The sequence below is a fragment of the Cobetia sp. 1AS1 genome (assembly GCF_029846435.1).
Taxonomy (GTDB): Bacteria; Pseudomonadota; Gammaproteobacteria; order Pseudomonadales; family Halomonadaceae; genus Cobetia; species Cobetia amphilecti.
In genome coordinates, this window is sequence record NZ_JARWKU010000010.1 from 28,796 (window position 1) to 50,495 (window position 21,700).

General features: G+C 64.2%; 20 protein-coding genes. 2 read left to right on the forward strand and 18 right to left on the reverse strand.

Annotation, left to right across the window (positions count from 1 at the left end):
* The first annotated feature begins 23 nt into the window (after window positions 1-23).
* Window positions 24-1,391 carry a biosynthetic peptidoglycan transglycosylase gene (locus QD280_RS14645; RefSeq protein ID WP_131432608.1) on the forward strand — a complete coding sequence of 456 codons (1,368 nt, stop codon included), beginning with the start codon at window positions 24-26 and terminating at the stop codon, window positions 1,389-1,391.
* 24 nt (window positions 1,392-1,415) lie between these two features.
* On the forward strand, window positions 1,416-2,150 hold the full coding sequence (locus QD280_RS14650) for an NYN domain-containing protein (RefSeq protein WP_131432607.1): 735 nt from the start codon (window positions 1,416-1,418) through the stop codon (window positions 2,148-2,150).
* A gap of 12 nt (window positions 2,151-2,162) precedes the next feature.
* On the opposite strand, the gene QD280_RS14655 is transcribed toward QD280_RS14650, so the two are convergent.
* From QD280_RS14655 to QD280_RS14740, 18 genes are all read right to left on the reverse strand, one after another.
* On the reverse strand, window positions 2,163-3,026 hold the full coding sequence (locus QD280_RS14655) for a hypothetical protein (RefSeq protein ID WP_279839830.1): 864 nt from the start codon (window positions 3,024-3,026) through the stop codon (window positions 2,163-2,165).
* Between the two features lie 9 nt (window positions 3,027-3,035).
* The gene (locus tag QD280_RS14660; protein ID WP_213114480.1) at window positions 3,036-3,575 is read right to left on the reverse strand and encodes a heavy metal-binding domain-containing protein; all 540 of its coding nucleotides are present in this window, start codon (window positions 3,573-3,575) and stop codon (window positions 3,036-3,038) included.
* 214 nt (window positions 3,576-3,789) lie between these two features.
* Window positions 3,790-5,049: a beta-ketoacyl-ACP synthase gene (locus QD280_RS14665; RefSeq protein WP_279839831.1), complete on the reverse strand. Its 1,260-nt coding sequence runs from the start codon at window positions 5,047-5,049 to the stop codon at window positions 3,790-3,792.
* Window positions 5,049-5,822 carry a 3-oxoacyl-ACP reductase FabG gene (gene fabG, locus QD280_RS14670; protein ID WP_213114482.1) on the reverse strand — a complete coding sequence of 258 codons (774 nt, stop codon included), beginning with the start codon at window positions 5,820-5,822 and terminating at the stop codon, window positions 5,049-5,051. Before fabG ends, QD280_RS14665 begins: the two co-directional genes overlap by 1 nt.
* Window positions 5,822-6,430, reverse strand: coding sequence for a hotdog family protein (locus QD280_RS14675; protein WP_279839832.1), 609 nt, complete (start codon window positions 6,428-6,430; stop codon window positions 5,822-5,824). Before QD280_RS14675 ends, fabG begins: the two co-directional genes overlap by 1 nt.
* On the reverse strand, window positions 6,424-7,755 hold the full coding sequence (locus QD280_RS14680) for a beta-ketoacyl-ACP synthase (protein ID WP_279839833.1): 1,332 nt from the start codon (window positions 7,753-7,755) through the stop codon (window positions 6,424-6,426). Before QD280_RS14680 ends, QD280_RS14675 begins: the two co-directional genes overlap by 7 nt.
* Complete coding sequence (locus tag QD280_RS14685; protein ID WP_279839834.1) at window positions 7,748-8,527, reverse strand: DUF3261 domain-containing protein; 780 nt, start codon at window positions 8,525-8,527, stop codon at window positions 7,748-7,750. Before QD280_RS14685 ends, QD280_RS14680 begins: the two co-directional genes overlap by 8 nt.
* A 9-nt stretch (window positions 8,528-8,536) precedes the next feature.
* A complete protein-coding gene (locus tag QD280_RS14690; protein WP_279839835.1) occupies window positions 8,537-9,928 on the reverse strand; it encodes a tryptophan 7-halogenase in 1,392 nt (463 codons plus the stop codon).
* Between the two features lie 96 nt (window positions 9,929-10,024).
* The gene (locus QD280_RS14695; RefSeq protein ID WP_279839836.1) at window positions 10,025-12,511 is read right to left on the reverse strand and encodes a hypothetical protein; all 2,487 of its coding nucleotides are present in this window, start codon (window positions 12,509-12,511) and stop codon (window positions 10,025-10,027) included.
* Complete coding sequence (locus tag QD280_RS14700) at window positions 12,508-13,128, reverse strand: LolA-related protein (protein ID WP_279839837.1); 621 nt, start codon at window positions 13,126-13,128, stop codon at window positions 12,508-12,510. Before QD280_RS14700 ends, QD280_RS14695 begins: the two co-directional genes overlap by 4 nt.
* The gene (locus tag QD280_RS14705; RefSeq protein WP_279832205.1) at window positions 13,128-13,658 is read right to left on the reverse strand and encodes an acyl-CoA thioesterase; all 531 of its coding nucleotides are present in this window, start codon (window positions 13,656-13,658) and stop codon (window positions 13,128-13,130) included. Before QD280_RS14705 ends, QD280_RS14700 begins: the two co-directional genes overlap by 1 nt.
* A 65-nt stretch (window positions 13,659-13,723) precedes the next feature.
* A complete protein-coding gene (locus QD280_RS14710; RefSeq protein ID WP_279839838.1) occupies window positions 13,724-15,328 on the reverse strand; it encodes an aromatic amino acid ammonia-lyase in 1,605 nt (534 codons plus the stop codon).
* Window positions 15,329-15,441: 113 nt separating this feature from the next.
* Complete coding sequence (locus tag QD280_RS14715) at window positions 15,442-17,367, reverse strand: glycosyltransferase family 2 protein (RefSeq protein ID WP_279839839.1); 1,926 nt, start codon at window positions 17,365-17,367, stop codon at window positions 15,442-15,444.
* Entirely contained in the window at window positions 17,364-19,400 is a 2,037-nt protein-coding gene (locus QD280_RS14720) for an AMP-binding protein (protein ID WP_279839840.1), read from the reverse strand. The genes QD280_RS14715 and QD280_RS14720 overlap by 4 nt, the downstream gene beginning before the upstream one ends.
* A gap of 203 nt (window positions 19,401-19,603) precedes the next feature.
* Complete coding sequence (locus tag QD280_RS14725; RefSeq protein ID WP_279839841.1) at window positions 19,604-20,221, reverse strand: hypothetical protein; 618 nt, start codon at window positions 20,219-20,221, stop codon at window positions 19,604-19,606.
* Window positions 20,218-20,490: an acyl carrier protein gene (locus tag QD280_RS14730; protein ID WP_043331449.1), complete on the reverse strand. Its 273-nt coding sequence runs from the start codon at window positions 20,488-20,490 to the stop codon at window positions 20,218-20,220. Before QD280_RS14730 ends, QD280_RS14725 begins: the two co-directional genes overlap by 4 nt.
* Complete coding sequence (locus tag QD280_RS14735) at window positions 20,480-20,749, reverse strand: phosphopantetheine-binding protein (RefSeq protein WP_043331448.1); 270 nt, start codon at window positions 20,747-20,749, stop codon at window positions 20,480-20,482. The genes QD280_RS14730 and QD280_RS14735 overlap by 11 nt, the downstream gene beginning before the upstream one ends.
* A 145-nt stretch (window positions 20,750-20,894) precedes the next feature.
* Complete coding sequence (locus QD280_RS14740; RefSeq protein WP_279839842.1) at window positions 20,895-21,698, reverse strand: lysophospholipid acyltransferase family protein; 804 nt, start codon at window positions 21,696-21,698, stop codon at window positions 20,895-20,897.
* Between the last annotated feature and the right edge of the window lie 2 nt (window positions 21,699-21,700).

Sequence of the window (21,700 nt, forward strand, 5' to 3'; positions counted from 1 at the left end):
GATGGGCTTATAGGTGGTTTTGGATGAATAGTGGCGATAACCCAGGTTGGAAGCAGCACTACCCAACGTTTAAGTTTGATAATAATGAAATGATTCTTGAAGAGTATAGGTCGGCGTCAAAAACGTTAGAAACGGAAGAGAAGGTCTTCTTGAGCGCGGCTAATATCGCGATTGTAATAGGTGCAGCATTCGGTTCACTGACTTTAGGTAAATTGGAAAGCATTACAGGTAATAAAGATTTTTTGATGCCAGTTGAGTCTATGCTTTTTGCTATTCTCATTATCACTATTCTATTTACAGTTCTATTTTTGTTTCATTTTGCTGCAAGACAAAAATCAATAGTATATGCGGCTAGAAAAGTAGTTGTTTTGAGAACTGTGCTCGGTGTTAAATATGGTGAGTTTCAGCTCGTTCTTCCTAATTGGCGAATTGAAGGAGCTAATGAACCATTTGCCATACGTATGTTTCCAGGCTGGAAAACTTACGTAGCATATCCATGCTATGCCATATCAGGAATCTCGGCTTTTGTAATATACTTTATTTTGACTATTTTATTAGATGTAGGCGGGTTGTCAATAGCTTCTACTTTGAATGCTGATCTGGTTGTCTCTGTTCCAGCATCATTCCTTGCTTTTGTTGCCTTTTGTTTCCTATATAGGCACGCTTTGCTAGATAAGCACGAGAGTATGCTTCTTGTTTTTACTCAGTATGTGTCTAAGCTACTCTCGTTAAAAGTCGAGGAGCGAATAGAGCATATTGTTTATCATGCAAAATTATCTGTATACGAAGCTCAGAGATTAAATATTGACCTAAAGGCCCTCAAGCAAATTGCAGTGCGAATAGAGGATAAAGAGTTTTACCGTCACAGCGGTGTGAGTTGGAAGGGGCTTGCAAGAGTTATATTGTCCTCGTTGAAATTGCACCCAAGGTCAGGTGGCTCGACTATTACACAGCAGTTAGTTCGTACATTGTTTATAAAAGATTTTAGTAAAACAAAAAGAAGAAAGATTGTAGAGATACTTTTAGCCAAGTGGTTTACTAAAGTTATAGATAAAGACGAGCAGCTAGATATGTACTTATCTTCCGTAAGGTATGAATTCAGGGTTATGGGGGTAATTCAAGCATCTAAATATTTCTTTGGGGGTATCGAGCGTAGCTTCTCTATTGCGCAGTCATTCTTCTTGATAGAGCGTTTATCAAATGTCAGGTCAAAAATATATGGCAAGAGGATTAGACAGATATTACAAGCTTTACTCGATGATGATAAAATTTCCATGGATGATGTCGTGAAAATTGTTGAAATATATGATGAAATGGTTGCAAAGGGACTGGTTGAAAATAATACTACTGAAGGTGTTGAGTACTTAAGAAATAATTTTTGTAACCACTAAAACTTCTAACAAGGGAATGAGCTGATGGCTGGAGAGCAACGGATTGCGCTTTTGATAGATTGTGACAATGTTAGTCATAATTCAATTGAAGGGGTTCTAGAAGAGCTTGCAAAATATGGTGTAGTTAATGTCAGACATGCCCATGGTGATTGGAACAGCCCTTTGCTATCAGGATGGATTGAAAAGCTTCATCCAAATGCTATAAGGCCTATGCAGCAGTTTGCCTTTACGAAAGGTAAAAATGCTACTGACTCTGCAATGATTATAGATGCTATGGATCTCCTCTATAGTGGTAATATTGATCTTTTTGCGCTCATGACTAGTGATAGCGATTTTACACCATTAGTCTTGAGGCTGCTTGAAGGAGGATTCCCTGTCTATGGTTTTGGAGAGCAAAAGACTCCGAGACCTTTTGTAGATGCTTGTTCGACATTTATATATACTGAAAAATTGTATTATGAAGAGCCAGTTACGGATATACCAGATGATAGTAGCCAAGTTCCAAGATGTAGGAATGAGCTTAGAAGTGATACAGCATTAGTCAATTTGCTAAGAAACGCTGCAGAGCAATCTTCAGAAGACGATGGGTGGTCTTTATTAGGCCGAGTGGGACATTATATGTCTAATAAAAGTTCTTTTTCATCTATTAATTATGGGTATAAAAAGCTTGGGGATTTAGTTAGAGCATCAGAACTGTTTTCCATAGAAATGCGTGGCAATGGAACTGCCATGTATATCAGAGATGCTAGGAAATCCTGAGCTTAAGACGCATTATCTTATTAACTTGAACGCCGCCTCATACCTCACCCATTCTCGATAAAACCCGTCAAGTCGTTCTGTCTCGTTGAGGTGTGATACCTCGGCGAGGCGTTCGCGTGCGTCTGCAGGCAGCATGGCGATGCGGGCGTCGAGGTAGTGGGCGTGGCGGGGGTTGTGGTATTCGAGGTCCAGCCCGAGCGGGAGGGTGGCGAGGCCGACGAGTACATGGCCGTGGCGGTGGGCGATGGAGACGTAGAAGCCTGCCGGTAGCGCAGGGTGGTGGGGCGCCTGGCCACGGGGCGACCAGTCGGTCAGTGGCAGCACAATGCCTTGGGCAGCGGCGAGTTCGCCGAGCAGGAGGCGGGCGAGGAGCGATTCGGCGTCACGTTGCTGGCGACGGCGGGCCTTGGCAGATGACGCAGGTGTGTCCGCGTTATCCACATCTGGCTGGCGAGCGCGCAGCGAGCGACGGCGTGAAGCATCCGTCGAGGAGTTGATAGAGGGAGCAGCCGAATCAGCACAGGATGCTGGCAGCACACAGGCCTCGGCCAGCCACAGGCGGGCTGGCCGAGGGGAGGATTCAGAGCAGTGATTCGGCAAGACGCGGGCAGCGCCGCCAGTCGCAGATGCCAGGGAAGCGGCGAGGGCGTGGGGATCATGCGAGATCAGCGGCTCGGTGCTTGGCGGCTCGTTGTTAAGCAAGCCAGTGCTAAGTGAACCAGCGCTCAGCGAAGCGGAGCCATCCGCTGCATCATGCCCCAGCACCACGCAGCGGTAGGCGGGGTGATCGGTCGGGCGCGTCGCAGGCTCGATTGCCGAGTTATCCTCAACCGGCTCGCCTGTCCCGCTCACATCCTTGCCTTGCCTGGCCGTCATGATGGCGAATCAGTTCTTCGGATGCAGGATCACCAGATCCCCACGCAAAGCGACGCCCGCGACGATATTGCCCGCATGGCACTCGTACTTCTCGCTGCTGGAGTAGGGCACCTTGTCATAGTCGCTGCGAATGTTGATGACCGCATTGGCCCCGTATTCGCGCGCCTTTTCCTGCAGCTCACGCAGCGCCGACAGGAACACCCAGCGACAGGCTTCCGCATCGCTCTTGTTGGTCGCGTTGGTCTTCGGGTTCACCCGCGCCCAGCCGCGCTTCTCGATCCGCTCGTAGGGCTGCTTGTCACCGAAGAAGAAGGCCACGTCCTTGCCCAGTCGCTGACTGGCCGCGGTGCTGGCCATCACCGGCATGATCGGCAGGAAGTGCTGCGTGTCCCGCGCCACCGCCGGAGCGGAGGCCACAAGCCCCGCAGAGCCAAGCAGCAGTGCAGACACCAGTGTCAGCACACGCGAGGCGCGACCCGAGCGGGCGCGCGTGGCAGGTGCCGCGGAACGTTTCGAGGATGCGAGCGACTGAGCAGAACGTGACGCCATCTGAGACCTCTCCTAACAGGGTGATTGACTGGCGCGACGCCAGTGAATATCGCCGTCAGCCAGCCAGGGGCGTGAGCCAATCACACCATAGACCATGCAGCGGGCGCGTATCTTGCTCCAGATCCGACCCGCTGCAAAGTCGTACGTTGGCGACACCCTGCAAAGGCGTCAGCGCGAAGCGTGATGACTGGCGCCAGATCAGATTGCCAATGACTCACTCGCCCTGCCAGCGACGCAGAATCAGCGAGGTATTGATGCCACCGAAGGCGAAGTTGTTGCTCATCACGGTGTCCGTCTCGATCTCGCGGCCTGCGCCGGTGAGATAGTCGAGCTGCGCACATCGCGGGTCGAGACTGGTGAGATTGGCGGTGCCGTGGAACCAGCCATCGCGCATCATCTCGATGGCGATCCAGGCCTCCAGCGCGCCACAGGCGCCCAGGGTATGGCCGGTGTAACTCTTGAAGGCGCTGATCGGCGTGGAATCGCCAAACACGGCATGGGTGGCATGGCTCTCGGCGATATCGCCGCGCTCGGTGGCGGTGCCATGGGCGCTGACATAGCCGATCTCTGAGGCCTCGACACCGGCATCCTCCAGCGCCATGCGCATCGCGGCTTCCATCATGTTGGCGTCCGGCTGAGTGACGTGACGGCCATCGGAGTTGGTGCCGAAGCCGAGAATCTCGGCGTGGATGGTCGCACCGCGCGCCAGAGCGTGCTCCAGCTCTTCCAGAATCAGCGTGCCGGCGCCTTCACCGATCACCAGGCCATCACGTTCGGCATCGAAGGGCCGCGGTGACAGGTCCGGGCGCTCATTGCAGGTGCTGGTGGCGAACAGGGTATCGAACACGGCGGCGTCGGCGGCGGACAGCTCCTCGCAGCCACCGGCGACCATCGCGGTCTGGCGGCCGAAGCGGATCGCCTCATAGGCGTAACCGATGCCCTGACTGCCGGAGGTGCAGGCGCTGGAGGTGGTGTGGATCCGCCCCTTGATGCCGAGAAACACGCCGATATTGACCGGCGCGGTATGCGCCATCATGCGGATATAGGAATTGGCGCTGAGCCCGTCGGTGGAGTGGTTGATCAGCATGTTGCCGAAGTCGGCCACCGCATCCGGCTCACCGGCCGAGGCACCGTAGGCGATGCCCATCTGGCCGCTCTCCTTGAGCGGGCTGTCACTCAGGCCAGCCGCTTCCAGCGCCAGTTCGCTGGAGCGGGTCGCCAGCTGCGCCACACGCCCCATGCTGCGCAGCGCGCGGCGGTTGTAGTGCTTGGGCAGTTCGAAATCGTTGACCGGTGCGCCGAGGCGGGTGTTGAGGCCGTCGTACTTGTCCCAGTCCTCGATATAGCGGATACCGGTGCGCCCGGCGGCCAGGTTGGCGCGCAGGGTCGGCCAGTCATTGCCGATGGGCGAGAAGCCATGCATGCCGGTGACCACGACACGTCTGCCGCGCAGTGCGTGAGAGGAAGTCGTCATCAGAACATCCCCCCGTTCACCGCGATGGTCTGGCGGGTGATGTAGCCGGCGTCCTTCGAGCACAGGAAGGCCACGGTGGCGGCGACTTCCTCGGCTTCCCCCGCGCGACGCATGGGAATCATCTTCAGCGCCTCTTCCATCTCGACGCCTTCGGTCATCTCGGTGGCGATGACGCCCGGTGCGACGGCATTGACGGTGATGCGGCGCTTGGCCAGCTCCACCGCCAGCGCCTTGACCGCGCCGATCAGCCCGGCCTTGGCGGCGGAATAGTTGACCTGACCCCGATTGCCCATCATGCCCGACACCGAGGACATCACGATGATGCGTCCCGGCTTGCGGCGGCGTACCAGCGGCATGGAAAGCGGCTTGATGACGTTGTAGAAGCCATCGAGGTTGGTGCGGATCACGCTGTCCCAGTCTTCATCGGTGAGCGCCGGGAAGGCGTTGTCGGCATGGATACCGGCATTGCAGACCACCCCGTAGTAGCAGCCGTGGGCCTCGATGTCGGCTTCCAGCGCGCTGCGCGCGGCCTCACGGTCGGCGACATCGAAGCTCAGGATGCGCGATTCACCGCCCAGGGCGCTGATCTCACGCGCGACTTCCTCGGCGGCGTCACGGCGCGAGCGACAATGCAGCACCAGATTGTAGCCTTCGCGGGCCAGACGCAGCGCGATGGCGCGGCCGATGCCACGGCTGGAGCCGGTGACCAGAATCCACTCGCGTGCTTCAGGGGCGGCGGTGGCAGTTTCAGTAGCGGGGGATGTGACAGACATCAGACATTACCTTGCGATGAGGCACCGGCAGCATCCTGCTGTCCGGGTGAGGATTCTTGTGCGGTGTCTTGCGTAGACGCCGCGGAGGGCAGCGCCTCGGGCGCGGGCTCGAAGACATTGACGCCGGCACGGGCGACAGTGGCGCCGTGTTCGTCGCTGATGGTGGCCTCGAAGGCGCCCAGACCGTTGTCGGCACGATAGTCGAGCTGAACATGAATCTGCCAGCGACAGTCGCAGGAAAAGGCGGTGACTTCGCTCTCATAGCGGCGACTCCCGAGCAGAAAGCCGACCCGTGGCGGCTGGCCACTACGCGCGGCCTGCAGGCCCGACCAGGCGGCGATGGCCTGCGCCATCCACTCAAGCCCGACCCAGGCGGGAATCACGGCCTGGCCGTCGGCGTCCGGCTCGGCGAACAGGTTGTCTGGCGTCGGGGTGATATCGGCGCTCAGCGAATGCTCGTCACAGCGCAGCACGCTATCCAGCAGACACATGCCGGCGTCATGGGGCACATAGGGGCCGATGGCGCAGGGCATGGCGGGATAGCGCGCCTCACGGGGCTGCACATCGGCGCCAGCAAGGGAAACTGAGTCGGTGCTCGGGGTCAGCATGCAGAGGACTCCGGGTCGGTGGTGTGGCGCTCCAGCACCAGCGAGATATTGTTGCCGCCGAAGGCGAAGGCATTGCTCATCACCCGCAGCGGCGGGGTCTCGGGGCGGTCACGATAGACGATATTGAGCGCAGGCAGTGTCGGGTCCAGCGCCTCACGCGGCGTGGCATGCGGCGGCAGGCGGCCATGTTCCAGCGCCAGCCAGCAGAAGGCAGCTTCCAGTGCCCCGCAGGCGCCCAGCGTATGGCCGGTGAGGGCCTTGGTCGAGCTGACGGCGGGCAGACGGGCGTGATCGATATCAGAACCGGCATCAGAACCGCTGTCAGAGTCGGCGTCCGTACCGAACAGGCGGCTGATGGCGAGGCTTTCCATCGCGTCATTCAGCGGCGTGGCGGTGCCGTGCAGGTTGATGTAGTCGATCTCGCCGGGGGCGCGGCCGGCACTGGCGAGCGCGCCGCGCATGGCGGCCTCGGCGCCGCTGCCATCGGGGCAGGGCGCGGAAATATGGTGGGCATCGCTGGATTCGCCGACGCCGGTCAGCTGTACGCCACCGCGCTCCGGCGTGACCACGAACAGCACCGCGGCCTCGCCCAGATTGATGCCATCGCGCTCGGCCCCCAGCGGCTGGCTCTCCTTGCGGCTGACGGCCTCCAGGCTCATGAAGCCTTTCACCGTCATGTGGCACAGGCTGTCGGCGCCACCGGCGATCACCGCATCGCACTGGCCGGAGGCCAGCAGACGTCGCGCACTGGCCAGCGCCTTGGCGCTGGAGGTGCAGGCGGTGGAGAGGGTGTAGATCGGCCCACGCGCGCCGCTCAGCCAGGCAACACACTCGGCGGGTGCGCCCAGTTCCTGACGACGATATTCAAAGCTTTGCGGCCAGCTGTCGGCGCTCGGCGTGCCCTGGGCGACGGCGGCGCGCTGGGCGTTCATCGCGGCTTCCGTCTCACCGATGCCGGAGGTGCTGGTGCCGAGCACCACGCCGATGCGCTCCGGCGCGATGCCCTGGCGCTTGAGGGCTTCAAGCTCCGGTGCCAGCTGCTCCAGCGCGGTGGCCAGCAGGCGGTTGTTGCGTGAGCGCAGCGGGGCCGGCCAGTCGCTGTCATCCACCAGCCGCGCGGTGACGCGCCCCAGTGACAGCAGCGTGCCGGGGCTGAAGTCATCACTGACGCGCAGGCCACGGCTGGCGCTGAACAGCGCACTGCTGATCAGGCCGTGGTCTGCGCCCAGCGGACAGACGATGCCGGGGCGAGACAGGCGGCAGGCGTTGCCAGTGTCGCGGCCCTTGGGGGTAGCGGTGGCCACGGTTGCAACAGATTCAGTCATGCGCGGGAGCTTCCGGTGAGTCGTCAAGGGCGTTCTGTGTGCTGGGCGCTGCCAGCGGTTCCAGCGTCAGCTGCATGTCGGCCGCCGGGTCGCGCAGGGTCACGCGGCCACTGGCATCGCGGGTCAGTTCGGCGATGGTCACACCATCTTGCGTGATGATGCGCTGCGCGGGCTGGCGACCTTGTTGCCAGTCGCCGCGTTGTACCAGCTGCCAGCCTGTGTTCGCAAAGGCGTCATCGATCGCGGCCTGCGGCCAGTGTACCCAGGCGATACGCCGCGCCAGCCAGTCGGCGCTGAAGGGCAGCTTCTCGAGCACCTCGGGGCGCGCCTTCTCGAAACGACTGCCATCGGCGTCGTGCACCAGCGTCAGCAGGCGTTGGCCCTGCACGCTGAGCATGACCAGCCGCATGGCCTCGGGCGATTGACGCAGTACGCCGATGAGAGGCGGCAGGTTGTGCTCCTGCGCACTCTCGTCAGCCTCGGCATCGACTGCACGCTGTGCGTTGTCATCACTCTCTATACGCGCCACACGCAGAATCAGACGTTGGGTACTGGTCTGCTCGAGACTCGCCAGCGCCGGCATCGGGCTGACAGCCTCCAGCGGCTGCGGGGCGAGCAGGCTGCAGCCGCTCAACAGCAGCGTGGCGGCCACGGTAAGGCTGGCCAGCCCGAGGCGGTTGCGCAGCCCAGTAGAGCGCAGCCCTGCTGAACGCAGCCCGACTGTGTGCAGCCCAGTAGAAACAACGTGAGAGGCGAAAGACATGTTTTTCATGACGCTACTTTACCTGTTCTCGCCGACGCTTGCTGCGCGGCCGAAGGCGCTGAGGTCAGCCACCGGGTCGCTCTCCTGCACCGCGTCTGGCGCGAGTGTCTGTTCGGGCACGGTCAGTCTGGCAAGGGCCGTCAGGCGGCGGCGACTGGCGCTGACGAAGGGGTTGGCCGTGTCCCAGGCGTAACCGGCGAGCACCGCGCTGATCATCTGGCGAATCCGCGCATGCGGCTCGGGATGATAGATGATGTCGGTCAGGCGGCTGTCGTACCAGGCGGTGACGAATTCGCGGAAGACCTCGATGCCACGCCGTAGCGGCTGCTCGTATTCGCTGGCCCAGTCGGGGCGCTGCTCATCGCGGGTCGCGGTAAGCTCACGCGCGACCAGCGGCGCGGCACGCAGCGCCGATTCCAGGGCGATGGTCACGCCGGAGGAGAACACCGGGTCCAGAAACTCGCCGGCATTGCCGAGCAGCGCATAGCCCGGGCCATGCAGGCGACTGACATCGGCGCTGTAACCGCCCAGCGACTGCACGGCGTTGGCCGGTCGAGCATCACGCAGCAGCTCCGCCAGGCGCGGTTCTTCCATCACCCACTGCCACAGGCGTGTCTGCGCATCGTCCTCGGCGGCAGGCTCGATCAGCTCGCGCGGGCCGACCACGCCCAGCGAGGCGCGGCCATTGGCGAAGGGAATCAGCCAGTACCAGACATCGGGATGCGTCGGATGCGAGGCGATCAGGATATTGTCGCGGCGATAGCCCTCGGCGGGCGGCGCGAGGTCGGCGATGCCATCGTGGACATGGCCGAACAGCGCCATGCGCGGCTCCAGACGCGGGTCGCGCTCAAGCGATTCGAGCCGCGCCAGCACGCGGCCATAGCCGCTGGCATCCAGCACGAAGGCGGCCTCAAGCTCGCGGCCATCTTCCAGCGTCAGGCGCGGCCCCTGCGCATGGCCGGTGGCGTCGCTCTGCGCGGGGCGGGCGGGAGTGAAGCCCGTGACCGTGACACCGAATTCGACCTCGGCGCCCGCCGCCCGCGCGCCCTCGATCAAGCGCTGATCAAAGTCGGCGCGCTCCACCTGCCAGGTAGTGCCGGGGCCGTCGCTGAACTTGTCGCGGAAGTCGATCACGCGATGCTCGCCGCGGCGGGTGAAGGCCGCACCGGTCTTGCGCTGATAGCCACCGGCGGCGGCAGCCTCCATCAAGCCGCAGGCCTCCAGATGCTGCATGCAACGTGGCAGCAGGCTCTCGCCGATGGAGAAGCGCGGGAAGTGGCTGCGCTCCAGTACGCGCACCGCATGGCCCGCGCGTGCCAGCCACGCCGCCGCCGCCGCGCCGGCGGGTCCGGCGCCGATGATGATGACTTCCTTGCGTGGTGGGTTGTTGCTGCGATCTGCCGATTCCATGGCATCGTCCCCTGTCATTGTCGATATCGTTATCGTTATGTGTTCATGCTGCGCTGCGTTCCCTGCGGCTTGCTTGTCTTTCGCTTCAGACCCGCCTCAACTGCGCGCGAAGGGCACCAGGCACCAGGTGGCGCTCAGCCCCAGCAGGCAGGCCAGCCCCAGTGCCGCCAGTGCCGGTGTCTGACTGAAGCTCAACAACCCAAAGGCTAGCAGGCTGGAGGCGCACGACAGTGAAATCGCCAGCAGGCTGGCCTGCGATGCACGGCTGGCGCTGGTCTGTGCTTTGCCTTGTTCGGCTTTTTCATTCGCGCTGCGCGTGGGATTACTTTTCTCTGCGCTGCGCGCGGGATGCTCGGCACAGAAGATGCCCGCACTGCTTTTTTCTGCGCTGCGCGCAGGATGCTCGGCACAGAAGATGCCGGCATCCAGGCCAATCCCGAGGACCAGCAACAGGCCCAGCAGGTGGAAGAGGTTGAGGCCGACGCCTGCCAGCGTCAGGGCCGACAGCGTCAGTACCAGTCCGCCCAGTGGCGGCAGCAGGGCTCGCCAGGTGTTACGGCGATAGCGCAGCGCCAGCAGCAGGCTGATCAAGACCACCGCGCCGCCGACCAGCCAGGCCATCTCGCTGCGAATCCTGCCCAGCGTCGTCGAGAGCCTGGCGACCTGATCGACGTACTCGAGGCTGTCGTCATCCGCGGCGAGGCGCGCAAGCGCTGCGCTGCCCTCAGCCGTGACATCGCCGAAGCGCACGATGCCGATGGCGGCGCTGCGCGAATCGAGCCACAGTCGCTGGCCCATCTCACCGGCGGGCAGCGCGACCCAATCGGCCGGGCGCAGCGGGTGGGCGTCTGCGATGGCCTGCTCGGCACGTGTGACCAGCTCGGGCGGCAGGCCTGCGGTGCTCAGCACCTGGGGCAGCAGGGTGCGGGTGCGCTCACGCATGGCGCCGAGGTTGGCCTGCTGCTGTTCAAGTGTCGGCAGTTGCTGAGCGAGGCTCGCCCAGTGACCCAGCTGCTGGCGTGCATTCAGCTGCTGGAAGGTGCCTTCCAGCGCATGCAGGCGCGTGAGCAGAGCGGCGTCAGTCTCGGCCTGCACGATCAGGTAGCGCAGGCCGTCCGGTTCGGCGAGCAGGCGCTGGACCTCGCGTTGCTCATTGATCAGAGACGCAGGCGAGGGGTTGAGCTGCGTGAGGCGGTCATCGCTGCGCAGTCCGTAGAGGCTGGCCAGCGCGGCCAGCAGCAGCAGGCCCAGTGCCTGCCAGCAGCGCTTGCCGGGAATGGCGCGCGCCAGCCAGCCTGCGGCGCGGGCGGCGGGGGAGTCCACGCGGGTGGCCTGCGCCGGCAGTGACAGTTGTGGCAGCCACAGGCGCACGCTCAGCCAGGCACCGATCAAGCCGAGCGCCGCGAACATGCCCATCTGGCGCAGACCGGGCATCGGCGTCAGGGTGATGGCCAGATAGGCAGCGAGGCTGGAGCACAGCCCCAGCGTCAGGCCTGGCCACAGCGCGGCGAGCCCGCCACGGCCATTCGTCGTCGCCAGGCGGCGCATGCACTCCAGATGCAGCACGTAATCGATGGAGATGCCGATCAGGCTGGCGCCGAAGGCCAGCGTCAGCACATGCAGGCTGCCGAAGGCCCACCAGGTCAGCGGCAGCGCGAACAGCACGCCCGTGGCCACCGGCACCAGCAGCAATGGCAGCCGCCGTGGGGTGCGGAACACCGCCCACAGCAACAGCAGCACGCCGATCAGCGAGCCGAGCCCGATGGTCGACATCTCCTGCTTGGCCTGCTGCGCGCCGTTGCTGGCATGGAAGACCAGTCCGGAGCGCAGCAGCCGGATGTCGGGATAGTCGGCCGTCACGCCATTCACGGCCTGCTCCAGCTCCTGCTGGTCACTCATCGCATAGGCGCTGCCCGTCAGGGTGGCGCTGATCAGGCGATAGCCGTTGCCGGGCTGGTCGCTGCCCTTTCCGTCGCTGTCCTGTTCGTCACGGTCTGAGCCAGCGGAAGCCGGCGCGTGCAGCAACAGCTGGCCGCCGGACAGCGACAGGTTGGCGGGCGTCAGCCAGCTCTGCCAGGCGCCTGCGAGACCGAATGGGTCGCGGATCAGGTCGCGCTGGCCGCCGGGCTGGAACAGCTGCCTGAGGGCGCGCGCCTGCCAGTCATCGTCACTCAGGCCTGCAAGCGACGGGGCGATCAGCGCCGGCTGGACCTCTGCCGGCAGGCGCAGGCTTTCGAGACTCTTGCCGTCATCCAGCCTCGCGATGGGCGCGAGCGCCTGACGCAGCGCCTGGGCGGCAGCGTCACGCTGCTTGCGTGCGGCGGCGCTGGCATCGCGACTGCCGACCAGAATCACCAGCCGGTTGGCGGTGTCATCCAGCGATTCGGCGCGCGCCGCCAACGGGCTGCGTTCCTGCTGTGGCAGCATGGCGGTGATGCGGGTGTCGATCGCCCCGCGCCAGGGGCTCTGCGGGACGATCTTCGCGGCCAGCAGCAGGGCGCACAGCAGCAGGGCGGCGGCCCACAGCCAGCGCCAGATGGCGCGATCCAGGCCCTTGCGCGGCTCATGGCTGGGTGACGTCATCGCTCGCAGTGACCGCCGGCGGTGAGCGCCAGCTCAAGGCGGTCACCGTCGCCGCTGTCGAGGTTCACGTGTTCCAGCCAGCTGCCACCGTCGATCTCGAGACGCTCGATGGCCTCGGCCAGACGGGCATCGTTGGGCGTCAGGCTGGCCTGCCAATCATCCGGCGTACCCGTCAACGTGAGGGAGAAGTGCTCCTCGAGCGCCTGCCAGTCGCCGTGGAAGAAGCTGATCAGCAGTTCCGCCATCGCCTGCTGGTCGGCCGGCAGCGGTTCTCCATTCGGGCCTTCGCTGGCATCGGGGCGCATCTCGAGACGGTCTTCAATCGGCGAAGTGGTTTCCCACACCAGGCCTTCGGGAGCGTTCGGGTCACCGATCAGACGGAAATGACCCCGGCTCTCGAGCTCTGCGCCGACATCCTCGAGCCAGCGTGTCTGCTGGAAGCCACCGCAGACAGGGGCGGTGCGCGCCAGCTGTTGCGTCAGGGCACGAGCGTCGAATTTGGCGGCGCTGGTCTTGGGAGCACTGGTCTCTGAGGCACTGGTCTCGGATGCGCTGGCCCAGGGGGCACCGGCAGTCAGCAGCAGGGCAGTGGCGGCAATGGCAAGGCGTGACGTCATCACGGCGTTCCTTGTGTCGGGTTCGAGGTGGCAGGCGCATCTTCGTCGCTGGAGCGTGACTGACTGACTTGCGACTGATTGTCCTGCCAGGCGGCCAGCCGCTCGCTGAGCGCGGCGGGCGAGGCCAGCAGCATCTCGCCATCCTCCAACCCGACCGCGACCTGCACGCTGTAGCCGCGGGTCAGGCGCTTGCCGCTCTCGACATCGCGGATCACGTAGTCGAGCTTGAGGCGATTCTCCCACTCGCGCAGCCGTGCGGTGACGGCGATACGCTGGCCGAAGCGCGCCGGGCCGGCATAGCGCAGGCGCAGGTCGATCACCGGCCAGGCGTAGCCGGAATCGCGCATCTGCGGGTAGTTGTAATCGAGCATGTCGAGCAGCTTGCAGCGGGCGATCTCGAGATAGCGCACGTAATGGCCGTGCCAGGCGACTTCCATCATGTCGACGTCGTGGAAGGGCACTTCCATCTCTACCGTGGCGGTCGGCATCGGGGTGTCGGCTGGCTGATTCATGGCTTGTTTCTCGCTCAAGGCTTTTTCCTCGCTCAAGGCTGCCCCGCTCATAGCTTCTTTCTTGCTCAAGGCTTCTTTCTCGTTCATGCGTGGGCCTCGCCGGCACTCAGGGTCCAATGGCGCTCACGGATGCGCGCGCACAGCAGGCGCAGGTCGGCTTCCAGGCCACGATCTTCCTCGAGGGGCGCGATGTCTTCACGCAGCTCACGGGTGAAGGCGGCCAGCCTGGGCGGCGTGGCGGCTTGGCCCGTGATGTCGGCGCGCTGCTCGCTGCCCTGCACGGCGGCGTGCAGGGTGGCGGCGGCGACCTGTTCCACCAGTGTCAGCACGCGCAGCGCATCACGCGCGGCGATGGTGCCCATGCTGACCTTGTCCTGATTGTGGCACTCGGTGGAACGCGAGAAGACGCTGGCGGGCATGGTCAGCTTGAGGGCTTCCGCCGTCCAGGCCGAGGCGCCGATCTGCACCGCCTTGTAGCCATGATTGAGCGGCGCGCGCTCGAGCGTGGCACCGCTGAGGTTGCTGGGCAGGCCACGGTTGTAGCGGCTGTCGACCAGCAGTGCCAGCTGGCGGTCGAGCAGGTCGGCCAGGTTGGCGACCGCCGTCTTGAGGCTGTCCATCACCATCGCCACATGGCCGCCGTAGAAGTGGCCGCCGTGGAGAATCTTGCCGGCCTCGACATCGATCAGCGGGTTGTCGTTGGCGCTGTTGAGCTCGGTCTCGAGAAAACTGCGCCACCAGCTGAGGCTGTCCTCGACCACGCCGATGACGTGGGGCGCGCAGCGCGTCGAGTAGCGGTCCTGCAGGCGCGGCGAGTTGATCGGTGTGGCGTCGACTTCCGGCGCCGCCGGGTGGGCGAGATCATCGCGCAGCCACCGGGCCACGCGGGCCTGACCGGGATGCGGCTTGGCAGCGAACAGGTCAGCATCGAAGTGGTAGGGGTTGCCTTCCAGTGCCTGCACGCTGAGCGCGGTGATGCGCGCGCTCAGGCGGCTGAGGTAGGTGGTGCGGCCGTAGGCCAGCGCGGCGAGGGCCGTCATCACGGCGGTGCCGTTCATCAGTGCCAGCCCTTCCTTGGGGCGCAGCACATAGGGTGTCAGGCCGTGTGCCGCGAAGACCTCCGCCGTCGGGCGCAACGCGTGGGGCTGGCCTGCGCCGGGACGCACCCAGACCTCACGCTCGCCACACAGCACGGCGGCCACATAGGACAGCGGGGTGAGATCGCCGCTGGCGCCCACCGAGCCTTCCTCGGGAATGCGCGGCAGGATGTCGTGATTGAGCAGCCACACGAGGCGCTCCAGCAGCGCCATGCTGACCCCGGAGACACCCCGGCACAGCGAGACGAGGCGCACCATCACCACCGCGCGACTGCTGACCACATCCAGGTCCGCGCCCATGCCACAGCCGTGGAAGGTGTAGAGGTGGCGCGGCAGGGCTTCGAGGTCCTTTGCCCCCTGCACGGCACGCGTCACGGAATCTCCGTAACCGGTGGTGACGCCGTAGACCACGCCTTCTTCTTCCAGCAGGCGTTCCAGCAGGGCCGGGCCGGCCTCGATACGGGCGCGGAAGGCGGCATCCGGGGTCAGGCGCACGTCGCGGCGGCCTTCGGCGACATCGATCAACTGCTCGAGGGTGATATCACTGCCGTCGAGAATCAGGGCGGAGGAAGAGGTGGCGGGCTGTGACATGACGAGGTACCTGGCGAAGAGAGAAGCGTGAAAATGCGCTGAACGTGAAGACCGAACAAGGTGAAGGCTGCAGAGCCGGGCGCGATGCGTCGTTGTCGCAGGCCCGGCGCGGATCAGGCGTCCTGTTTCGGAGCCGACGTGCTGTCTGGATTCGACGTGCTGTCAGGCGCCTGATGCCAGAAATCGAAGAAGTTGAACCACTGCAGCGGATGGCGCTTCACGCGCGCTTCCAGATGACGGGCGTGGCGCTGCATGGCCTGCTGGATCCACGCCTCGCGACCGCTGCGCTTGACGGCGCGGCTGTCATCGAAGGGTGCGAAGTCGACCCGGAAACGCGGATGGGCGCCGCCCTGTTCGCGAATGCAGCTCAGGGTATAGACGTGACAGCGCAGCAGCGCGGCCAGCATGAAGGGCCCCTGCGGGAAGGGCGCGGGCTGATCGATGAAGTCACAGTGCAGCACGCGTGGTGATGCAGCGGCACTGGCCGGCGACGCGGGCCTGCTGCCTTCTGCCGGAGGGGTGTCGGCCTTGGCATCTGCCTTGCCATCGTCGGCGGTGGGCGGAATCGGCACGCGGTCGGCGGCGATGACCACGAAGCCGCCGCGATTGACGCGATCACCCAGCGCCATGGCGGTGGCAGGCGTGATCTCGCTGACCTCGATCATCTGCGGCGGCTTGCGCCCGGTGGCCTGCTCCAGCAGCTGATTGAACTTCTCGGCGTGGCGCGTGTGCACCAGCGCACACAGGTCGATGTCGTGGCGCTCGCCGATGGCATTGATCACATCCAGATTGCCGTGGTGGGCGACGAGGATGATGCCGCCCTCGCCACGCAGCGCGGCGTCACGCAGGTCTTCCGGGCCGGTGCCGGTCAGCGAGGACAGCGGAATCTCGCCGCTCCAGGCCGAGACCTTGTCCATGATCGCCTCACCGAACTGCATGAAGTGGGTGAAGCTTTTCGCCCACAGGCGCACGCCGCCAAGCTCTGGCTCAAGGCGCTTGAGGAAGTCGAAGGAGGCACGCCGCGCCACCCCGCGCAGCAGGAAGTACCACACCAGCACCGGAAAAAGCGAGATGCGAAACGGCCAGGCACCGAGGCGACGACGAATCGTCACCATCAGGCGCATGCCGCTCAACGAGCCGGTCTCGGACAGACGGGCCCAGTGATTGGGTGCAGAACTTTCATCGGCTTGCGGCTTTGATTCTGACGGCGACATGGTGTGAGTGCTGGGAGACTGTGCCTTGCCGCCCAGCCCCTTCAGCGTGCGCCAGGCCAGTTTTGGTGAGCGCAGCAGCATGCCGAGGAACAGCCGCGTGTGCATGGCGCTGATCAACAGGTTGTCGTGACCGGGGCGGAAGTGGCTGACGCCTCCGGTGGGATAGCTGACATGCACCGGCAGGTTGGCGACCTCGCCATCGGCCCAGTACCAGCGCACCAGCACCTCGGTGTCGAAGGACATGCGATCGCCACAGTCATGACGCGCCAGCAGCCGGTTGGTGGCGGCCAGCGGGTAGAGGCGCACGCCGCACATGGTGTCGCGGATGGCCAGCGACAGGGTGTTGATCCACACCCAGATGTGCGAGGCGTAGCGGCCATAGAAGCGGATGCGCGGCACGCTGGCGTCGTATTCGGGGTAGCCGATCTGCAGGCAGTCGGGATTTTCCTGCATGCCGTTGAGGAAGGCGGGCAGATCACTGACGTCGTGTTGTCCATCGGCATCCACCTGCAGGGCATGGGTGAAGCCGAGCTGCTCGGCAGCCTGCAGCCCACTGCGCACGGCAGCACCCTTGCCACCATTCTGCTCACGGCGCACCAGGTGATGACCCTCGGCCGCCAGCTGATCCAGCACCTCGGCGCAGGGCGCGCTGCAGCCATCATCCACCAGCACGATGGGCAGCCCGAGCGGTGCCAGACCCGCGCACACGCCGGCGATGGTGGCGGGGTGGTCGTAGACCGGAATCACCACGCAGGCGCGCAGTGACGACTCGCGGCTGGGGGGAGAGGATGTGTGGCCGGTCATCGGCGCCTGGGGCTGGCTCATGACGCCTCCGGTGTGGGTGTCGTCTGGGGTGAACTAAGTGGCGAACTAAGTGGCGAACTAAGTGGCGAACTGAGAGGTGCGCTATCGGTATCAGCACCGTAGCGCAAGCGGCCGCTGGCATGCAGGCCTGCGCGGGATTCCAGGCGGAAGTCGACGCGCAGGCCGTGGCTGTCGGCGACCAGTGTCGCGGCCAGCGAGAAGCGCATGCCCGGCAGCAACAGGTTGGAGAACTTGATGCGCTCCAGACGCTGAAAACGGCTTTCCTGCACGCCGACGCCCGCCAGGCGCAGGCGGCGACCGAGATCGCGAGCCCACTTGAGCATCACCACGCCGGGCACCAGTGGCTGGGCGGCGAAATGACCCTCGAGGTAGCACAGGCTGTCGGGCACCTCGGCTTCCAGCGTCAGCTGCTGCGGACCGCTGGAGGTTTCGCCCAGCCAGCGTGGCAGACGATGATCGTCGAGATCGGCAAACAGTCGCGCGACGGAGTCCGCCGTGAACTTGCCCTGGGCATTCAGCGGCAGGCGCGTGACGAAGCGCCAGTAGCGCGGCAGGGCGATGCGCTCGAAGCCCGGCATCAGCGCACGCCGCAGACGCGCGATCAGATCACGGCGGCTGGCGTGGTCCTGCGGTAGCGTGCTCTCTTCCATCACCACCACTGCGCCCAGGCGATGATCGCGTGTGGGCATCGGCAGGCAACGTACTTCCAGCACCTCCGCTTGCGCGCTGAGGCAGCGCTCCACCGCGCTCAACGAGACCCGCTTGCCGGCCAGCTTGACCAGGCGATCACTGCGCCCCAGCAGCTGAAAGCGTGGCGCATTATTCTGCTCGCCTTGCGACGGCGGCTCAGGCGTCAGTGGCGCGGCGTTGTCGGCCTGCTGCCACCACTGGTCGGGCTGTTCCAGAAACGGCGAGCGCACCGCGAAGTCGGGCGAGAAGCGGAGCTCGACCTCCGGCAGCGGTGTCCAGTGGGGCGTCTCGTGCTGGCGGCGATGCGCGATGCCACCCGTCTCGGTGCTGCCGTAGATCTCGATCACCGGCGCCTGCAGGCAGTTCTCGGCGTGGCGGGCGGCCTCGGCCGGCAGCGGGGCACCTGAAGAGAAGACCCGCAACAGCTGAGCCTGTTCCTGATCCTGAGCCTGGCCCGCCACGCGGCTCTCGTCACTGGTCTGGGGCAGGCGCGCCAGCTGGGCCGGCGAGCTGACCAGCTGGCAGCGATGCCCGAGGCCGGACAGCTGCGCGATGGCGGCGGCCAGCTGCTCCGGGTAATGACAGGCTTCGCTGAGAAACGGCACCCCTTCGCTGAGCGGGCGCAGCAGCGACACCAGCAGACCGTAGATGTGCTGGTGACTGACCTGGCTGAGGCTGACGGTGCCTGGCTCAGACGCTGAGTCAGTGCCTGAAGCGTCCGTCGCCAGCGGCCACAGCGTGCGATGCACGGCCAGTTCGGCCTCGAGCTGATCGAAGCGCTTGGCGATGCGCAGCGGCTCGCCGGTGGAGCCGGAGGTGCAGAGCTCCAGCGCGAGACGCGCGCCGTCGGGTGTGATCTCGAACGGTGTATTCGGTGCGGCAACAGAGCTGGCAGCGCCGGATTGCTCCGGCGGCCAGCCAGCGGCGCTGGTCTCGGGCAGCTTGCCATCACAGCTCTCGGCCAGGCGGGCCAGGGTTTCCGGGCGGTCATCGCCGGGCAGCACGGCGAGCATGCCGCGCTCCCACAGCGCCAGCAGCTGCACGCAGGCGCCAAGCGCCGTGGGCTGGAACAGCACCCAGCGTGCACCGGGCCGGCGGCCAGCATGCGCTGCGGGCAGGTTGTCCAGCCACTGATGCCAGGCATCGACGCGTGCCATCATCTCGGCACGACTCAGCGGGCGCAGCGGCTGACCGGGACTGGCCAGCCAGCAGGCCGGCGCCGCGGGCGCGAGTCGGGCGAGCTGGCGCCAGCCCTGATGGATGAGGGAGGTGGCGCGCAGGGCGGCGTCTTGCTCAGTGGAGCGTGCGGTGGCGAGGCTGGTAGGCTGGCGGGCATCAGACATGTGAGGCAGGCAACTCTTCAGAAAGTCGAATTCATCTGGGGACGTATCCACGCCGGGCGAATCCACGCCGGGCAAATCCACGCCGGGCAAATCCACGCGGGGCGAATCAATGCATGGACTCAGCTATCGATAGCCGAGCTCATCGATAGCCAAGCTCATCGATAACCAAGCTCATCGATAACCAAGCTCATCGATAACCAGGCTCAGCCATCGGCGCGGCGCAGGCGACGGCGTACCAGCCATTCGCCGCAGAACAGCAGCCCCATCAGCACGTAGCTCACCAGGCCGTTGTAGAGCGTCCAGGTCGCGAGGTCGGCATACAGCGCCGTGGCCGCGGCGACACTGGCATTGAAGACGAAGAAGCCGCACCACACTCGGGTGACCTTGCGGGTATAACGCACGCCGGCGGCGGGCAGATCAGGCTCCTGCAGACGCGCCAGACGCTCGATGACCGGCATGCCGCGCCACAGACTGGTGGCGAACACGCTGAGCATGGCCAGATTGACCAGCACCGGATAGGCGCGCAGCCCCAGTTCCGCCTCGCTGAGCAGGCTGATGGCGATCAGCAGCGCGGCCAGCGTCAGGCGCAGGATCAACGGCAGGGGCAGACGCTGGATCAGCAAGGCCCCCAGCGCGATCAGTGCCCACACCCAGGGCGAGACATGTCCGCTGGTCGCGTCGCCCGCCGGGTCTGCCGTCAGCCGCGAGAGCAGGGCATAGACCAGCAGCGGCCAGCACACGGCGGCCACCACGCCCAGCCCGCCGAGCAGCAGGCTCGTCAGTGACGGGCGCCGCCCTCGACCAGAGGACAATGACGTCATGCCTGGCGCTGCATCAGCTGCTCGACGGCAGTCACGACATCATCGAGGCTGCGTACGCTCTTGAAGTCATTGGCTTCGATGCGACGGCCGGTGAACTTCTTGAGTTCGACCACCAGGTCCACCGCATCGATGCTGTCGATGTCGAGGTCTTCATAGAGCAGCGCCTCGGGGTGGATGTCAGCGGCATCGATCTCGAACAGCTCGATCAGGGTGCTGCGCACATGGGCATAGATCTCTTCGCGGGACGCGGTCTGTTGCTCAGCGCTCACGACGGGCCTCCACGAGTTCACGCAGGGCATTGAGGCTGGCGAAATGCGCGCGAGTGTCCTCGGCTTCGGCGTCCAGCGTGATGCCGTACTGCTTCTGCAGCGCGAGACCGAGCTCCAGGGCGTCAATCGAATCCAGACCCAGGCCGTCCACGAACAGCGGCTCATCGGCGACGATGTCGTCCGGCGTGATGTCCTCAAGCTCCAGGGTGTCGATGATCAGTTGCTTGAGTTCCAGTTCCAGCTTGGCGCTATCGCTCATGAGTATTCCTCGTGTCGGCGTACCGATAATGGCCGGTATGAATGGCAGCAGGCTTTATTAACGGCGGGAAGGCCGAATATCTTAATCCGTTTTTCTCGCTATCTGACCAGCATCAAGCTCAGGGGCAGTGCGGCGCAGCGCGTTGTCATGACTCGCGAATCCGTTGCTGGAAGGCGGCCAGCTCAGCGGCAAAATCGCTGGCCAGGCGGCGCGTCAACTGGCGGGCATCGCGTGACAGCGGCACCTCATCCTCTGCTGCCGGTGGCGGTGCGACATGCGCCGTCATGTCCGGCAGCACCTTGATATTGAGCATCACCCGCTGGGCCGGGATGTGATACCAGGGCTCGCCCTTGGTCAGGGTGCTGGGCTGGCAGTCGATCAGCACGGGGGTGATCTCGCTTGGCGTGCGCAGCGCGATGTTGGCGGCGCCGCGGCGGAATTTCAGCGCCCGCCCGGGCACGCTGCGCGTGCCTTCCGGAAACAGGATCAAGGCATTGCCGCGCGCCAGGCTCGCGCCGGCGGCCTCGAGCACGCCCTGCGGCTCTTCATTGGTGATGTAGCCCGCGGCGCGGATGGGGCCACGGGTGAAGGGGTTGCGTGCCAGCCGCCCCTTGACCACGCAGTCGGCGTGGGGAATCAGCGCGAGCAGGAAGACCACGTCGATCAACGTCGGGTGATTGGCCAGCACCAGCAGGCCCGGGCGTTGCAGGCGCTCGCAGTCGTGCAAGCGATAGTCGAGCACGCCCAGGCCGCGCATCAGACCCACGAAGCCGCGCATGCAGTGATGGATGATGCTGCGTGCGAGCTTCTGTCGCTTGTCGGGGCGGCGTACCACCAGTGTCAGCAGGGGCCACATCCCCCCCACCAGCAAGCCGCCCAGCCCGAAGGTCAGGAAGCTGATGGCCGTGGCGATGCCACGCCACAGGCGCCCGAGGGGTGACGACAGCATGC

What these genes read in the sequence shown, in the direction of transcription:
- QD280_RS14645 (WP_131432608.1), top strand. Translation starts at nt 24, where the DNA reads ATGAATAGTGGCGATAACCCAGGTTGGAAGCAGCACTACCCAACGTTT.
- QD280_RS14650 (WP_131432607.1), top strand. Translation starts at nt 1,416, where the DNA reads ATGGCTGGAGAGCAACGGATTGCGCTTTTGATAGATTGTGACAATGTT.
- QD280_RS14655 (WP_279839830.1), bottom strand. Translation starts at nt 3,026, where the DNA reads ATGACGGCCAGGCAAGGCAAGGATGTGAGCGGGACAGGCGAGCCGGTT.
- QD280_RS14660 (WP_213114480.1), bottom strand. Translation starts at nt 3,575, where the DNA reads ATGGCGTCACGTTCTGCTCAGTCGCTCGCATCCTCGAAACGTTCCGCG.
- QD280_RS14665 (WP_279839831.1), bottom strand. Translation starts at nt 5,049, where the DNA reads ATGACGACTTCCTCTCACGCACTGCGCGGCAGACGTGTCGTGGTCACC.
- fabG (WP_213114482.1), bottom strand. Translation starts at nt 5,822, where the DNA reads ATGTCTGTCACATCCCCCGCTACTGAAACTGCCACCGCCGCCCCTGAA.
- QD280_RS14675 (WP_279839832.1), bottom strand. Translation starts at nt 6,430, where the DNA reads ATGCTGACCCCGAGCACCGACTCAGTTTCCCTTGCTGGCGCCGATGTG.
- QD280_RS14680 (WP_279839833.1), bottom strand. Translation starts at nt 7,755, where the DNA reads ATGACTGAATCTGTTGCAACCGTGGCCACCGCTACCCCCAAGGGCCGC.
- QD280_RS14685 (WP_279839834.1), bottom strand. Translation starts at nt 8,527, where the DNA reads ATGAAAAACATGTCTTTCGCCTCTCACGTTGTTTCTACTGGGCTGCAC.
- QD280_RS14690 (WP_279839835.1), bottom strand. Translation starts at nt 9,928, where the DNA reads ATGGAATCGGCAGATCGCAGCAACAACCCACCACGCAAGGAAGTCATC.
- QD280_RS14695 (WP_279839836.1), bottom strand. Translation starts at nt 12,511, where the DNA reads ATGACGTCACCCAGCCATGAGCCGCGCAAGGGCCTGGATCGCGCCATC.
- QD280_RS14700 (WP_279839837.1), bottom strand. Translation starts at nt 13,128, where the DNA reads ATGACGTCACGCCTTGCCATTGCCGCCACTGCCCTGCTGCTGACTGCC.
- QD280_RS14710 (WP_279839838.1), bottom strand. Translation starts at nt 15,328, where the DNA reads ATGTCACAGCCCGCCACCTCTTCCTCCGCCCTGATTCTCGACGGCAGT.
- QD280_RS14715 (WP_279839839.1), bottom strand. Translation starts at nt 17,367, where the DNA reads ATGAGCCAGCCCCAGGCGCCGATGACCGGCCACACATCCTCTCCCCCC.
- QD280_RS14720 (WP_279839840.1), bottom strand. Translation starts at nt 19,400, where the DNA reads ATGTCTGATGCCCGCCAGCCTACCAGCCTCGCCACCGCACGCTCCACT.
- QD280_RS14725 (WP_279839841.1), bottom strand. Translation starts at nt 20,221, where the DNA reads ATGACGTCATTGTCCTCTGGTCGAGGGCGGCGCCCGTCACTGACGAGC.
- QD280_RS14735 (WP_043331448.1), bottom strand. Translation starts at nt 20,749, where the DNA reads ATGAGCGATAGCGCCAAGCTGGAACTGGAACTCAAGCAACTGATCATC.
- QD280_RS14740 (WP_279839842.1), bottom strand. Translation starts at nt 21,698, where the DNA reads ATGCTGTCGTCACCCCTCGGGCGCCTGTGGCGTGGCATCGCCACGGCC.